The 14,107-nt window shown below is 72.8% G+C and carries 10 protein-coding genes; 8 read left to right on the forward strand and 2 right to left on the reverse strand.

The genetic code is table 11. The annotated features are described in order from the left end of the window. Window positions 1–47 precede the first annotated feature (47 nt). Window positions 48–1,637, forward strand: a complete 1,590-nt coding sequence (locus ACFRAC_RS16715) for a serine/threonine-protein kinase (protein WP_382924690.1) — start codon at window positions 48–50, stop codon at window positions 1,635–1,637. A gap of 14 nt (window positions 1,638–1,651) precedes the next feature. Here the strand turns inward: ACFRAC_RS16715 and ACFRAC_RS16720 are convergent, their stop codons facing one another. Continuing rightward, on the reverse strand, window positions 1,652–2,461 hold the full coding sequence (locus tag ACFRAC_RS16720; RefSeq protein ID WP_382924622.1) for an SGNH/GDSL hydrolase family protein: 810 nt from the start codon (window positions 2,459–2,461) through the stop codon (window positions 1,652–1,654). 314 nt (window positions 2,462–2,775) lie between these two features. Between ACFRAC_RS16720 and ACFRAC_RS16725 the strand changes: the two genes are divergently transcribed. The 7 genes from ACFRAC_RS16725 (at window position 2,776) to ACFRAC_RS16755 (ending at window position 12,549) form a co-directional block, all read left to right on the forward strand. Continuing rightward, a complete protein-coding gene (locus tag ACFRAC_RS16725) occupies window positions 2,776–3,984 on the forward strand; it encodes a S8 family peptidase (RefSeq protein WP_382924623.1) in 1,209 nt (402 codons plus the stop codon). 295 nt (window positions 3,985–4,279) lie between these two features. Next, a complete protein-coding gene (locus tag ACFRAC_RS16730) occupies window positions 4,280–4,600 on the forward strand; it encodes a hypothetical protein (protein WP_382924624.1) in 321 nt (106 codons plus the stop codon). A gap of 1 nt (window position 4,601) precedes the next feature. Next, window positions 4,602–5,699: a GNAT family N-acetyltransferase gene (locus ACFRAC_RS16735; RefSeq protein WP_382924625.1), complete on the forward strand. Its 1,098-nt coding sequence runs from the start codon at window positions 4,602–4,604 to the stop codon at window positions 5,697–5,699. A 371-nt stretch (window positions 5,700–6,070) separates the two neighbouring features. Further along, window positions 6,071–6,913, forward strand: coding sequence for a glycosyltransferase family 2 protein (locus ACFRAC_RS16740; protein WP_382924626.1), 843 nt, complete (start codon window positions 6,071–6,073; stop codon window positions 6,911–6,913). Next, window positions 6,910–7,914: a glycosyltransferase family 2 protein gene (locus tag ACFRAC_RS16745; protein WP_382924627.1), complete on the forward strand. Its 1,005-nt coding sequence runs from the start codon at window positions 6,910–6,912 to the stop codon at window positions 7,912–7,914. Before ACFRAC_RS16740 ends, ACFRAC_RS16745 begins: the two co-directional genes overlap by 4 nt. Then, window positions 7,911–8,711: a polysaccharide deacetylase family protein gene (locus tag ACFRAC_RS16750; protein ID WP_382924628.1), complete on the forward strand. Its 801-nt coding sequence runs from the start codon at window positions 7,911–7,913 to the stop codon at window positions 8,709–8,711. Before ACFRAC_RS16745 ends, ACFRAC_RS16750 begins: the two co-directional genes overlap by 4 nt. Continuing rightward, entirely contained in the window at window positions 8,704–12,549 is a 3,846-nt protein-coding gene (locus ACFRAC_RS16755; protein ID WP_382924629.1) for a lipopolysaccharide biosynthesis protein, read from the forward strand. Before ACFRAC_RS16750 ends, ACFRAC_RS16755 begins: the two co-directional genes overlap by 8 nt. Window positions 12,550–12,564: 15 nt before the next feature. Here ACFRAC_RS16755 and ACFRAC_RS16760 read toward each other — a convergent pair whose 3' ends face one another. Beyond that, on the reverse strand, window positions 12,565–13,977 hold the full coding sequence (locus tag ACFRAC_RS16760; RefSeq protein ID WP_382924630.1) for a xylan 1,4-beta-xylosidase: 1,413 nt from the start codon (window positions 13,975–13,977) through the stop codon (window positions 12,565–12,567). Window positions 13,978–14,107: the final 130 nt, after the last annotated feature.

Below are 14,107 nucleotides of genomic sequence, written 5' to 3' on the forward strand. Positions count from 1 at the left end.
GATGCGAAGGGGGGACGCCCGTGTCCGACGACCATGGCGCTGACCGGATGATCGCGGGCCGCTACCGCCTGCTCTCCCCGCTCGGCGAGGGCGGCATGGGCACCGTGTGGCGGGCCCGCGACGAGCTGCTGCATCGCGAGGTGGCCGTCAAGGAGGTCCGCGCACCCGCCGGGCTGGCCGCCTCGGACGTCGAGCGGATGTACGCCCGGCTGGAGCGCGAGGCGTGGGCGGCGGCGCGGGTCGCCGACCGCAATGTCGTCACGGTGTACGACGTGGCCACCCAGGACGGGCGGCCGTGGATCGTGATGGAGCTGGTCCGGGGCATCTCCCTGGCGGAACTGCTGGACGCGGAAGGCCCGTTGAGTCCTCGGAGGGCCGCGCACATCGGCGCCGAGGTGCTGTCCGCGCTGCGGTCCGCGCACGGGGCGGGGGTGCTGCACCGGGACGTGAAACCGGCCAACGTGCTGCTGTCGAACGACGATCGCGTGGTGCTGACCGACTTCGGCATCGCCATGGTCGAGGGCAGCTCGGCGCTGACCATGACGGGCGAGGTCATCGGCTCCCCGGAGTTCCTCGCGCCGGAGCGGGCGCTGGGCCGTACGCCCGGCCCGGAGTCCGACCTGTGGTCGCTCGGCGTGCTGCTGTACGCGGCCGTGGAAGGCAACTCGCCGTTCCGTCAGGACACTCCGCTCAGCACCCTGCGCGCCATCGTCGACGAGGAGCTGCCGCCGCCGCGCCGCGCCGGTCCGCTGGCCCCGGTCATCGAGGGTCTGCTGCGCAAGGATCCGGCCGAGCGGCTGCCGGCGGCGCGGGCGCAGGAGGATCTGCGGGTCGTCGCGGCCGGGGGCACCCCTCGCGGCGGCGGTGCGGGCGCGGTCCCGTACGCCCCGACGATCGCCGCGTTCCCCGCGCCGTCCGGGACCGCCCCGACCGCTCCGGTCCCGCCGCCCGGCCCGACCCGGCCCGCCGGCGCCCAGGTGGCCGGCACGGCTCCGGTGCGCTCCGGACGCGACCGTCGTGCCGCGCCGGTGCTGATCGCGGGCGTCGTCGTGCTCGCCCTCGCGGTCGGGGGACTGACGTACGCGCTGCTCAACCGGGGCGACGACGGCAGGAAGAGCGCCGGCGGGAAGACCGCCACCGCGACAGGCGGGCGGACCGCGGCGACCGGCACGAAGGAGGAGCCCGCCACCAGGGAGCCGAGCACGACGCCGAGCCCGAGCCGGAGCGCGTCGCCGTCGGCCGCGCCGCAGTCGGTGCGGGTGTCGCTGACCGGCTCCCACACGGACTACTCGGGTGCCTGTCCGCCGCCTCGCGGCCAGGCCCCGTCGTTCACGGCGACGTTCACGGTGGGCAGGCTGCCCGCGCAGGTCACCTACCGCTGGGTGTCCGAGGACGGCGACGTCATGGACGAGGGCTGGAAGACCCTGTCCTTCCCGGCGGGCGGCGACCGGACCAGGCAGGACAGGGCGTTCCTGACGACGTACGACGAGAGCGGCACGTTCGCGAGCGAGATCGCCGTCGAGGTGCGCGATCCGGTGCGGACGAGGTCCGCCTCGGTGCCGTTCTCGGTGACCTGTGCGAGCGAGACCCCGTCGGGCGGGGCCTCGCCGTCGTCCGGCGGGTCACCGGACGCGTAGCCGCCGCGGGTGGCTCAACCGGCGGAGTTGAGCGCCGCCAGATATCCACCCGACTGGCCCGCGGCCGTCGGGTGGTACGACTCCGAGATGCTGAGCCAGTTCACGGAGTGCATCCACGGACTGCCGGAGCACAGTTCGTGGCCGGCGAACGTGGTCCGTACGTCGCCGAAGGCGAAGCCGTGGTCGCGGGCCCGCTTCTCGATGGCGGCGTCGATGTGGTCCGCGGCGTCGTTGAGCGCCCGGCGCTTGGTCTCGGACAGGCCGACGCAGCCCGAGGCGCCCAGCTTGTAGAAGCGGGGGTAGCCGAGCACGACGACCCGGGCGGCGGGTGCCCGGGAGCGGATGGCGTTGTACACGGCGTCCAGCCGGCCCGGCAGGGTCGAGTCGACGAACGCCTTGGCGGTGTTGATGCGTGAGACGCAGGCGCTGTCGCCCTGGAGCACACAGGTCGTCATGATGTCGGCGAACCCGGCGTCGTTGCCGCCGATGGACACGGACACCAGGGCGGTGGAGGCGCTGAGCGGGCCGAGCTGACTGGCGGTGACATCACCCGTCTGGGCGCCCGAGCACGCGGTGAAGTCGAACGACGAGGGTGAGTTGGCGGCGGCCCACAGGGCCGGGTACGCCTTCGAGCTGCGCTTGCAGTCCCCACTGTTGCTGAGGTAGCTGCCGGCGCCGAGGCCCGAGGAGTAGGAGTCGCCGAGTGCCACGTAACCGCCCGCGGCGGCGGTGTCGGCGGCCTGCGCCGTGGCAGCCCCGGTGAGGGCGGTGCCGACGGCGAGGAGGAGTGAGGCGACGTGTACGGAAAGTCGGGAACGTCTCATGGAACCTCCCTATAGCAGGATCTCTGCCGTAACCGTCGTACCAACTACGCGTGTTGAGTGGAAGTGTTCATGCCAAAACTTTTGCCGGGCGCCACCCGTCCGAGGGACCTCTTCGCGCCCGCGTTTCATTTCGTGTACATGGCAAGGTTGTTGACAGGTCGTCAACTCCCTTGTCGGCCGACCAGGTGTTGCGGAGCCTTGTCCTCGGCCCGGTACGGGACTCCCCGCACCGGGCCGTGCGTGCGACGACGCACGCACCCCCCACATGTGCGCGCACCACCCCTGCGCACCGCCTTGAGGAGGACTCCCCCGCAATGGCACCACTGCCTAACACCAAGCTCCGGTACGCCGCGATAGCCGGCCTGGCCGCCGCCGCCCTGGTCGGCGGGACCGGCTCGCTGCCCGCCCAGGCCGCCCCGGCCGAGGGCACGGTCCTGGCGGCCGGCTCCCCCACGGCCGTCAAGGACAGCTACCTCGTCACGCTCAAGGACACCGCCGGGCTGAAGGCCGCCTCCGGCACGGGCAAGAGCCTCGTCAAGCGGTACGGCGGCTCCGTGAAGAAGACGTTCGGCGCCGCGCTGAACGGCTACTCCGCCACCCTCTCGGCCACCGAGGCGAGGAGACTCGCGGCCGACCCGGCCGTCGCGTCGGTCGAACAGAACCAGACCGTCCGCCTGGCCGACACCACCCAGAGCAACGCCCCCTGGGGCCTGGACCGCGTCGACCAGAGCGCCCTGCCGCTCTCGGGCACCTACACCTACCCCGACAGCGCGGGCAGCGGGGTGACCGCGTACGTCATCGACACCGGCGTGCGCATCACCCACCAGCAGATCAGCGGCCGCGCCTCCTACGGCTACGACGCCGTCGACGGCGACACCACCGCCTCCGACGGCAACGGCCACGGCACCCATGTGGCCACCACCATCGCCGGCTCCACGTACGGCGTGGCCAAGAAGGCGAAGGTCGTCGCGGTCCGGGTGCTCGACAACAACGGCTCCGGCACCACGGCCGGTGTGATCGCGGGCATCGACTGGGTGACGGCGAACCACTCCGGTCCCTCGGTGGCCAACCTGTCCCTCGGCGGCGGCGCCTCCACCACCCTGGACACCGCCGTCCGCAACTCCATCTCCAGCGGCGTGACCTACGCCGTCGCGGCCGGCAACAGCAGCGCCAACGCCGCCTCGTACTCACCGGCCCGGGTCACCGAGGCGATCACCGTCGGCGCCACCACCAGCACGGACGCCCGCGCCGGCTACTCCAACTACGGCTCGGTGCTCGACCTGTTCGCACCGGGCTCCTCGATCACGGCGGGCTGGCACACCAGCGACACCGCGACCAACACCATCTCCGGTACGTCGATGGCGACCCCGCACGTCGCCGGAGCGGCCGCCGTCTACCTGGCGGGCCACCCCTCGGCCACCCCGGCCGCGGTCGCCTCGGCCCTGACCTCCGGCGCCACCGCCAACGTGGTCACGAGCCCGGGCAGCGGCTCCCCGAACCGGCTCCTGAGGCTCGTACGGTGAGACACCCCCGCACCCTGAACCACCGCACCACCTGAACCAGCGGCCCCCGGAGGCGTCACACCACCGGGGGCCGCCCCCGCGGGAACCGAGGACGAACCGTTGTCAAGGGGCCATCGGCATCTTGACGGCAGATATACCCCTGAGCCACATTGAAGCCCGGCATCCGGCGCTTCGGGGGGCAAAGTCGCCAATGCAGACCATCCATGGCACAACAGCTGTGTCCGACGACGCCGGGCGTGCGCGACCAGGTCCGGGGAGGGACCTGATCCCACTGCTCGCGGGCGCCGCGACGGCTGTGGGGGGAATCGGCGCGGTCCTCGCGCTCGCCGGCTCCGACTCGCCGCTGCGCGGCCCGTTCACCCTGTTCTTCCTGCTCGCGGCACCGGCCGCGGCGATCGCCGCCGCGCTGCGCGGGCTGGATCCCTTCGGCCGCGTCGTGACCTCGGTCGCGGGCGCCGTCGTCCTCGACATGCTCGTGGCCCAGGCCATGCTGGCCCTGCACCAGTGGTCGGTACGCGGCGGGATCGTGGCGGTGACCACGATCAGCGCGCTCATCCTCCTGCTGGTCACGGCACAGCGGCTGCGTGGCCGTACGACCCGAGAGCGGACGGTCTGACGTGGACATCAGCGTGTACCGCCCCGGCGAGCTCAGCGCCGCCGACCGGGCGGCCTGGACCTCCATCCAGTCCAAGGCCCATCTCCAGGGAGCGCCCGAGCTGGGCAACCCCTTCCTCTCACCGGAGTTCACGCTCGCCGTGGGCCGCTGCCGGCGCGGGGTGCGGATCGCGGTCGTCCGGGAGGGCGGGGAGCCGGCCGCGTTCCTCCCGTTCCAGCGGACCGCCACGGGCGTGGGCCGGGCCATCGGCCTCGGTGTCTCGGACGCCCAGGGTCTCGTGCACCGGCCGGGGTTCACCGTCGACACCCAAAAGCTGCTGAAGGCGTGCGGGCTCGCGGTGTGGGAGTTCGACCACCTGGTCGACGGCCAGGCGGCGTTCGCGCCGGCCGCCACCGGCAGCTATCCGTCGCCCGTGATGGACGTCGACCAGGGGTACGACGCCTATCTGGCCCATCTGCGGGAGCACGCGCCGAAGTTCACCCGCACGACCCTGGCCAAGGAGCGCAAGCTGGCCCGCGACCACGAGGGCGTGCGGTACGTGCACGACGAGCGTGATCCGGCCGCGCTGCGCACCCTGATGTCCTGGAAGTCGGCCCAGTACCGCAGGACGGGCCGCAGCGACCGCTTCGCGCAGGAGTGGATCACCCGGCTCGTGGAGCACCTGTTCCACACCCGCTCGGACTCGTTCGCGGGCGTCCTGTCGGTGCTGTACGCGGACGGCCGGCCGGTCGCCGCGCACTTCGGGCTGCGCAGCGAGCGGATCCTGGCCTGCTGGTTCCCGGCCTACGACCCGGCGTTCTCGAAGTACTCCCCGGGCCTGGTGCTGCATCTGCGCATGGCCGAGGCGGCGGCCGCCGACGGCATCGCGCACCTGGATCTCGGCCGGGGCCAGAAGGAGTACAAGGACTCCCTGAAGACACGCGAGCTCACGGTGTCCGAGGGGTGGGTGACTCGGCGTCACCCGGTCGCGTTCGGACACCGGGCACGGCGTGCCCCGGTCCGGGCGCTGCGCAACACCGTGCAGTCACGGCCGGAGCTCTTCGGACCGGCGGACCGGCTCCTGAAACGCATGGGGAAGATCCGTTCGAGCCGTACGTAACGGCCAAACCTACAAAAATGCGAGAACTGGTTCCAGCTCTTGCCATACAGGCGCAATCATCAATACCGTCGTACATCTCACCCGCATCGGACGGTCGGCCCGCGGCTCCAGGGGAGGGACCGAGGGACCGCAGGACGGCACCGGAGCGGGACGCGGTAGGGGGGTGCTCGGTGAAGGTGTCCGCACCGTCGACCGAGTCGTGCCGCGCGACCGGCCGCCGCTCTTCGGGGTGGCCGGCCAGACATGCCAGCTCACCGGACGCACGGGGAGAGACAGCCGCCGTGCTCGGGTGACACAACCCCCCTTTCGAACCGGACACTTCACCGGGCCGCCCAGGGGCGGGCGGTCCACCGGACGAGAGGGACCGACTCATGAGTTCTGTGCTGCGCCCGGCGGTCGCGGGCCACGATCCGTCACCGGCCGGGTACCGGCCCGTCTCCTCACACCTGGCCATCGCACCGCCGGTGAGCGTGGTGATCCCGGCCATGAACGAGGCGGAGAACCTTCCGTACGTCTTCAAGACCCTGCCGGACTGGATCCACGAAGTGGTGCTGGTGGACGGCAACTCCACCGACGGCACCGTCGAGGTAGCCCGTGAGCTGTGGCCCGAGGTCAAGGTCGTGCGCCAGCGCGGCAAAGGCAAGGGGGACGCCCTGATCACCGGGTTCGAGGCGGCCACCGGCGACATCATCGTCATGGTCGACGCGGACGGCTCCGCCGACGGCAACGAGATCCTCAGCTATGTCTCCGCCCTGGTCTCGGGCGCGGACTTCGCCAAGGGGTCCCGCTTCGCCAACGGCGGCGGAACCGACGACATGACGTTCATCCGCAAGCTGGGCAACTGGGCGCTGTGCACAGCCGTCAACCGCAAGTTCGGCGCCCGCTACACCGATCTCTGCTACGGATACAACGCGTTCTGGCGGCACTGCCTGGACAAGATCGACCTCGACTGCACCGGCTTCGAGGTCGAGACCCTGATGAACATCCGGGTCGTCAAGGCCGGGCTGAAGGTGCAGGAGATACCGAGCCACGAGTACCTCCGCATCCACGGCACCAGCAATCTGCGGGCCGTCCGCGACGGCCTGCGGGTGCTGAGGGTCATCCTCAAGGAGCGCTCCAACCGACGTGCGCTGCGCCGCCGCAGCGCCGCCGCGCACTCCCCCGTGCTGGCCTCGGTCGGCTCGCGCTCCCAGGCCCGGGGAGAGATGCCTTGAGCGGTCCCGGCATCTCCGTCGTGATCTGCGTCTACACCGAGGACCGCTGGGAGGACATCCTCGCCGCGGTCGCCTCGGTGCGGGCGCAGGCGTACCCGGCCCTGGAGACCCTGCTGGTCGTCGACCACAACGAGGCGCTGCTGGACCGGCTGGCCAAGGAGTACAAGGAGACGCCCGAGGTGCGGGTGCTGGCCAACGCGGGCCCGCGCGGCCTGTCGGCCGGCCGCAACACGGGCATCGCGGCGTGCCGCGGAGAGGTCGTCGCGTTCCTCGACGACGACGCCGTGGCCGAGCGGGACTGGCTGACGTACTTCGCGGCCGGGTACGGCGACCCGCGGGTCATGGCCGTGGGCGGGCGCACCGAGCCGATCTGGGCGTCCGGCCGCCGGCCGGACTGGTTCCCGGAGGAGTTCGACTGGGTCGTGGGCTGCACCTACCGGGGCCTGCCCGGCGGCCGGACGAAGGTCCGCAACGTCCTCGGCGGCAACGCCTCCTTCCGCCGTACGGCGTTCGACGCCGCGGGCGGTTTCGCGACCGGCATCGGCCGCGACGGCGACCGGCTGCCGCTGGGCTGCGAGGAGACGGAGCTGTGCATCCGGCTCACCCGGGCACGGCCCGACGCGGTGCTGCTGATCGACGACCGCGCGATCATCCACCACCGGGTGCCCGGTCCGCGGGAGCGCTTCCGGTACTTCCGCACCCGCACCTACGCGGAGGGTCTGTCCAAGGCCCTGGTGGCCCGCAGCGTCGGCGCGGACAAGGGACTGGAGTCCGAACGCCGGTACACCACACGGGTCCTGCCGGCCGGGGTGGCGCGCGGTCTGCGGGACGCACTGCTCGCCCGGCCCGGGGGCGCGGGGCGGGCGGGCGCGATCGTGGCGGGGGTGCTGACGGCGGCGGGCGGGTACGTCGTCGGGAGTGTCCGCGCGCGCCGGGGCGGCGCCACGTACGCGGTGGCCGGGATCGAGGGATCGCCGGGCGCCGGAGGGGGGACGGGATGAGCGGGTCGCGGGTGCCGATCCTGATGTACCACGCGGTGTCCACCGCGCCGAACGACGCCACCCGGGAGCTGTCGGTGGCGCCGGAGGCGTTCGCGGAGCAGATGGCCCTGATCGGCGACCTGGGCCTCACGCCGGTGCGTACGGCGCAGCTCGCCGAGCACTGGCGCTCCGGGAAGCCGCTGCCCGAGCGGCCGGTGCTGATCACCTTCGACGACGGCTACGCGGGCGTGCACCGGCACGCCCTGCCCGTGCTGCGCGCCCACGGTTTCACGGCCACGGTGTTCGTCTCCACGGGCTGGCTGAAGGGCCCGCACGACATGGGCGGCGGCCTGGACACCATGCTGGACTGGGAGCAGGTACGCGAACTGGCTGCCGCCGGCGTCGAGATCGGCGGTCACAGCCACACCCACCCGCAACTGGACCAGCTCCCGGACGACCGGCTCCGCTCGGAGCTGATCCTCTGCAGGGAGATCGTCTCGGACCACCTGGGCACCGCCCCGGCCTCGTTCGCCTATCCGTACGGCTACTCCAGCCGCCGGGTGCGTGAGGCGGTGCGGGAGACCGGGTACGCCCAGGCGCTCGCCGTCAACAACGGCCTCGCCCGGCGCCGGCAGGGGCCGTACGCGCTCACCCGGCTCACCGTGCGCCGCACCACCGGCATCGAGGAGTTCGGCCGGCTGGTCGAAGGCCGTGCCGTCGCCCGTACGTTCGCCAGGGACCGCGCCCTGACCAAGGGGTACGCCGTGGTCCGCAGAGCCCGTCAGGTCCGCCGGAAGGCCATCCGTACCCGTGTCTGACACGACGACCACGACCGAGCCCGCCTCGACCGACGCGCCGCCGCCCGGGCGGCCGGGGCGCCGCCTCCGCCTGCCCGGCCTGGGCAGGTCCTCCGGCGGCGGCAGCCAGCTGTTCCGCAACGCCTACGCCCTGATGATCAACACCGGTGTCTCGGCGGTGCTGGGACTGGGCTTCTGGCTGGCCGCCGCCCGCTACTACTCCGAGTCCGCGGTCGGCCAGGGGTCGGCCGCGATCGCGGCGATGAAGTTCCTCGCCGGGCTGACGGCGGTGACGCTGACCGGGGCGCTGGCCCGGTTCATCCCGGTGGCCGGGCGGTCGACGGGGCGCCTGATCCTCCGTACGTACGCCGGAAGCTGTGTGGTGGTGGCGCTGGCCGCCGGGGTCTTCCTGCTGACGCTGGACCTGTGGGGACCGTCGTACCGGTTCCTGCACGGGCCGCTGAACGGGCTGTTCTTCGTCGTCGCCGTCATCGCCTGGAACCTGCTCACCCTCCAGGACGGGGTGCTGACCGGACTGCGCAGCGCGCTGTGGGTGCCCGTCGGCAACACCGTGTTCTCGGCGGTGAAGCTGGGGCTGCTGGTGGCGTTCGCGGTGGCGATCCCGACCGCAGGCGTCTTCGTGTCGTGGGTGGCGGCGATCGCGGTGTCGGTGCTGCCGCTGGGCTGGCTGGTGTTCCGCCGACTGGTGCCCCGGCACATGGCGGCGACCGAGGACCACGCGCGGCCGCCGTCGCTGCGGGAGGTCGGCCGGTTCCTGGCCGGGGACTACACCGGCTCGCTGTTCTCGCTCGCCGTCGTCTACCTCGTCCCGGTGATCGTGGCGGCGCGGGTCTCCGCCGAGGACAACGCGTACTTCTACATCACCGCCACCATCGGCGGCACCGTCAACCTGCTCGCCATCAACATGGGCGCCTCCCTGACCGTGGAGGGCTCGCACGCCCCGGGGCGGCTGGCCGCCGACACCCGGGCGGCACTGACCCGCATGGCCCGCATCATGCTGCCGGTCTCGGCGGTCCTGTTCTTCGGGGCGCCCTGGATCCTGGGCGTCTTCGGCGCGGGCTACGCGGACGCGGCGACCCCGCTGCTGCGCTGGTTCGCGGTGGGCGGGCTGCTGCGGGTCGTCATGGAGACGTACTTCGCGGTCCTGCGGGCGCAGAGCCGGACGGCCGGGCTGGCGTGGCTGCAGGGGCTGTTGTGTGCCCTGGTGCTCGGGCTGACGCTGCTCCTGCTGCCCCGGATGGGCCTGACGGGCGCCGGGGTCGCCGAGATCGCCGCGCTCTCGGTGATCGTGGCGATCGCCGCGCCCCGGCTGTACCGGACGGTGCGGGGCTCCGGGGCGGACGTGCCCGAGGACGCGGCCCCCGACGGGGACCTGGCCGACCTGGGGACCCGGGAGGTGTCCGCCGGGGCGCGCAAGCGCGGGCCCGGCTGGGCGCTGGACAGCGACACCCTCGCGCTCGGCATCCACGTCGACTTCGACCATCTGGAACGCCGGCCCGACGTCCGGCCCGGACCGGGCACCCCGCCCACGGGCACGCCGCGCGTCCGCCCGGAGCACCGGCCCGCCTGGGCCCGCGCGGCGGAGGCCGGGCTGCCGGTGGAGTCGGGGCGCGAGCCGGGCTCGGAGGCGTCGGCGGGTCCCGCCGAGGTGGACGCGCCGTTCGATGACGCGTTCGACGCGGGCAGGGGCGAGGTGACCGCCGCCGTGGAGGAACCCGACGAGACCGCCGCGCCGCCGGAACCCGAAGCGGCACCGGAGCCGCCCGGTCCGGGGGAGCCGCACCGGCGGTCGGACGCGCCCGCGGGCGGCCGGCGCGAGCGGCTGCTGCCGACCCGGGTCGGCGTCGTGCTGGGCTGCCTGCTGGTCGCGGCGCTCCTGCTGTACTGGGTGCCCGCGCTGCGGCTCGGCGAGAGCGACCTGGACCGCATGGGCGGGCTCGGGCTGATCTCGGTGCTGCCGCCGCCGACGCTGCTGGGGGCGGCCCTGCTGGCCGTCGTGTTCGCCTCGCTGCTGTGGCTGAACCGCGAGCACCGGGCCCTGCTGCTGGTCACCCTGCTGGCGACGGTGGTGTCGCTGCACGCCCTGCCCGCGCTGATCGAGACCGAGCCGCGGTTCGCGACGGCCTGGCAGCACCTGGGCTTCCTCGACTACATCGACCGCACCGGCTCCGCCGTCCCGGATCTGGACGCGCGCTGGAGCTGGCCGGGATTCTTCGCGGTGGCCGCGTTCACCGCGCGGGCCTGCGGGGTCGACGATCTGACCGAGGTCGTCCGCTGGTGGCCGACGGCCGTCCAACTGCTGTACCTGGTCCCGATGTTCCTGCTGGTGCGCCATATGCGGGCGAGCTGGCGGGCGAAGTGGACCGGTGTCTGGGTCTTCGTGCTCGCCGGCTGGGTGGGCCAGGACTACTTCTCCCCGCAGGGCTTCACGTATCTGCTGTACCTGGTCTTCGCGGCGGTCCTGCTGGTCTGGTTCCGCGCGCCGCGCGTGATCTGGACGCGGCGCCGGCCCGGCGAGCTGGAGGTGGAACCGGCGAACCGGCGGCAGCGGGCCGTCCTGCTGGCCGTCGTGATGGGGCTGTTCGCGGCCAGTGTCCCGGCCCACCAGCTGACGCCGTTCGTGATGCTGGGCGTGGTGACGGCGCTGGTGCTGCTCGGCCGGTGCGAACTGCGCGGCCTGCCCGTCCTGTTCGGCGTGATGGTGACCGCCTGGATCGGCTTCCTGGCCGAGCCGTACTGGTCGGGGCACTTCGACGAACTGTTCGGCGGGGTCGGCGGGGTCGGCGGCAACGTCACCTCCTCCGTCTCCGGCCGGATCGAGGGCGGCAGCTCGACCCACCAGCTCGTGCTGTACGTCCGTGTCCTGCTGGCCGGCGGGGTGATGGCGTTCGCCTGCTGGGGCTGGTGGCGCCGGCGCTTCCACCACTACCGGGAGCGCTCGCTGCTCATCCTGACCTTCGTGCCGTTCCTCGGCTTCGGCATGCAGTCGTACGGCGGTGAGATGGCACTGCGGGTCTTCATGTTCGCCCTGCCCGGGGCGGCCCTGCTCACGGGGCTGGCCCTGTTCCCGCGGACCGGCGTCACCGCCGAGGAGCGTGAACGGGACCGGGTGAGTCTCGCCCCACTGGCCGCGCTCATGGCGGGGCTGGTGCTCATGGGCGGCTTCCTGGTGGCCCGGTGGGGCAACGAGCCGTTCGAGCGGGTGCGGCCGGGCGAGGTCGCCGCCATGGAGTACGTGTACGCCCACGACGATCCGAGTCTGCGTCTGCTGTGGCTGAGCAGCGACCCGGTCGAGGACGTGACGCCCGCGATGCCGTGGGGCGCCCGGGACATGGAGAAGGTCTCCTATCTGCCGACGCAGGCGCCGGCCGACCCGGTCCTGGTGTCGGGCCTGGTGAAGGCGCTGAAGGACGCGGGCCCGAACTCGTATCTGATGGTCAACCGCGGTCAGGTCACGTTCCTGCGGCTGGACGTGGGCTACTCGCCGACATGGGAGACCCGGCTGCTGCGGAACCTGGACCGGCGGCCGGAGCTGAAGCGGGTCTTCGCCAACGCGGACGTGACGATGTACGCGCTGCGCGAGCAGCCGGCGGGGGCGGTGCCGAAGGCCGATCCGGGTCCGGTCGGGCCGCAGGTGACATGGACGCCGTGGTCGGTGGTCGGCGGTCTCGCGGCCGTCGCGCTGATCCTGCTGCTGGCGGCCCGGGAGATCGTGCGGGTGGCGACCGCGCCGAGCGTGCGGCAGCTGAGCCGGCTGCAGAGCAGTTTCTGGTTCTCGCTGCCGCTGCTGGCGGTGCTGCTGGCCTCGCTGGTGCAGCGGTTCCTGACGATCGAGTGACGGGTGCCGGCTGGCTCAGCGCTCGAGCCACTCGACCTGGTAGGCGTGCAGGGTGACCTTCCTGCCGTCGACCCGGCCGCTGATCTGCCGGTCGCGGGTGTTGACGACCAGCACCGTCTCGTCGGTGGCCAGCACCCGCACGCCTGCCCCGTCCACGGGCACCCGCTCGAACCGGGTGCCCGGCCCGAACTCCTCGCCGAACCGGGAGAGCAGTGCGTACATGGGCAGCTCGGCGCCGCCGCGCGTGGTCGCGGTGGGCGTCCACAGACAGCCCGCGCAGGCGGTGCCCTTCTCGTTCTCCGGGTTCCAGTAGAACGCGGAGGTGGTGCCGCCCTCGGCCAGCGCGATCAGCCCGGTGGCGTGGACGGCGACCCGGCGGGCCTCGGACCAGCCCTCGCGTTCGTCGTCGCCGTCGGCCGGCTCGACGTAGTACTCGGCCCACCACAGCGGGAGGTCACCGGTCTGCTCGCGCACCCACCGGCTGACGTCGGTGAACTTGGCGGTGGCCGCGAACTCGTCGGGCAGCAGTTCGTCGTCGCGGGTGTAGCTGGAGCCGTCCACGACGACGAAGTCGGCGCCGGCCTTGTGCTCGTTCCAGTACCGGAAGGCGTCGACGGTCCGCTGGTCGAGGGCGCCCCACGGGCCCCTGAGGGCTTTGGACGCCTCGTGCGCGCGGGGGTCGACGCTGTCCATCACCAGGTAGGGGCCGCCCACCATGATGTCCCGGTCGACCTTCTTCAGCGCCCGGTAGACCAGGTTGTAGAGCTTCGTGTAGCCCTCGTGGTCCCAGCGGGCCTCGGCGTCGTTCCAGAACCCCTTGAACTCGTTCCAGACGACGAAGTGCCGTACGTCCGGGTAGCGTCTGGCGACCGTCACGGCCAGCGCCGCGTAGTCGTCGTAGTGCTCGGGCTCGGGCGCGGTCTCCAGGGCCGCCTGACTCCAGTCGGTGGCGTCGACGCCGGGCTCGCCGCCCTTCATCCAGTCCGGCGCGCAGCACAGGGTGACGACCGGGGTGCCGCCGGAGGCGCGCACGAAGTCGATGCGACGGTCCATCGCCTCGAAGTCGTAACGCCCGCGCACGGGCTCGGGGTTGTCGGCACCCCAGCCCATGACGTGCTGGATCTGCGGCAGTCCCCCGTCGTCGGCGATCCGGCGCTCGACGCGTGCGACGGCGGCCGGGGCTCCCTCGTCGGCGCTGTGCTGGGTGTGCGTGAACCCCCAGCCGACCTCGGGGTCGCGCGCGTGCGGCGCGGCCGTCGGGGTGCCGTGCACCTTGTCGCCGTCGCGTGTGGTGCCGTCGGCGTCCACGCCGTTGCCGGGAAGTGTGCTCAGGAGGGTCACGATCAGGGCCAGAGCCGCCGCGCCCACCCCGAGCAGCGCGGTGAACCGCCACCGCCGTGCCCCCGAATTCCACCCATGACGTCCCATCAAGGACAACGGTAACGGGGGCGTCGGCCCCCTGGGCAGGTTTCCGCGGCACACGGTGCCCCCACGGCACGGGACGGGGACGCGACGGGGAAACCGCGTGCACGGCGACCCGCTGTGACGGATCATGGCC

The organism is Streptomyces sp. NPDC056628 (assembly GCF_042792555.1).
GTDB lineage: Bacteria > Actinomycetota > Actinomycetes > Streptomycetales > Streptomycetaceae > Streptomyces.

Coding starts and splice junctions, on each gene's coding strand:
- ACFRAC_RS16750 (WP_382924628.1), top strand. CDS start 7,911: ATGAGCGGGTCGCGGGTGCCGATCCTGATGTACCACGCGGTGTCCACC.
- ACFRAC_RS16725 (WP_382924623.1), top strand. CDS start 2,776: ATGGCACCACTGCCTAACACCAAGCTCCGGTACGCCGCGATAGCCGGC.
- ACFRAC_RS16715 (WP_382924690.1), top strand. CDS start 48: ATGATCGCGGGCCGCTACCGCCTGCTCTCCCCGCTCGGCGAGGGCGGC.
- ACFRAC_RS16720 (WP_382924622.1), bottom strand. CDS start 2,461: ATGAGACGTTCCCGACTTTCCGTACACGTCGCCTCACTCCTCCTCGCC.
- ACFRAC_RS16760 (WP_382924630.1), bottom strand. CDS start 13,977: ATGGGACGTCATGGGTGGAATTCGGGGGCACGGCGGTGGCGGTTCACC.
- ACFRAC_RS16740 (WP_382924626.1), top strand. CDS start 6,071: ATGAGTTCTGTGCTGCGCCCGGCGGTCGCGGGCCACGATCCGTCACCG.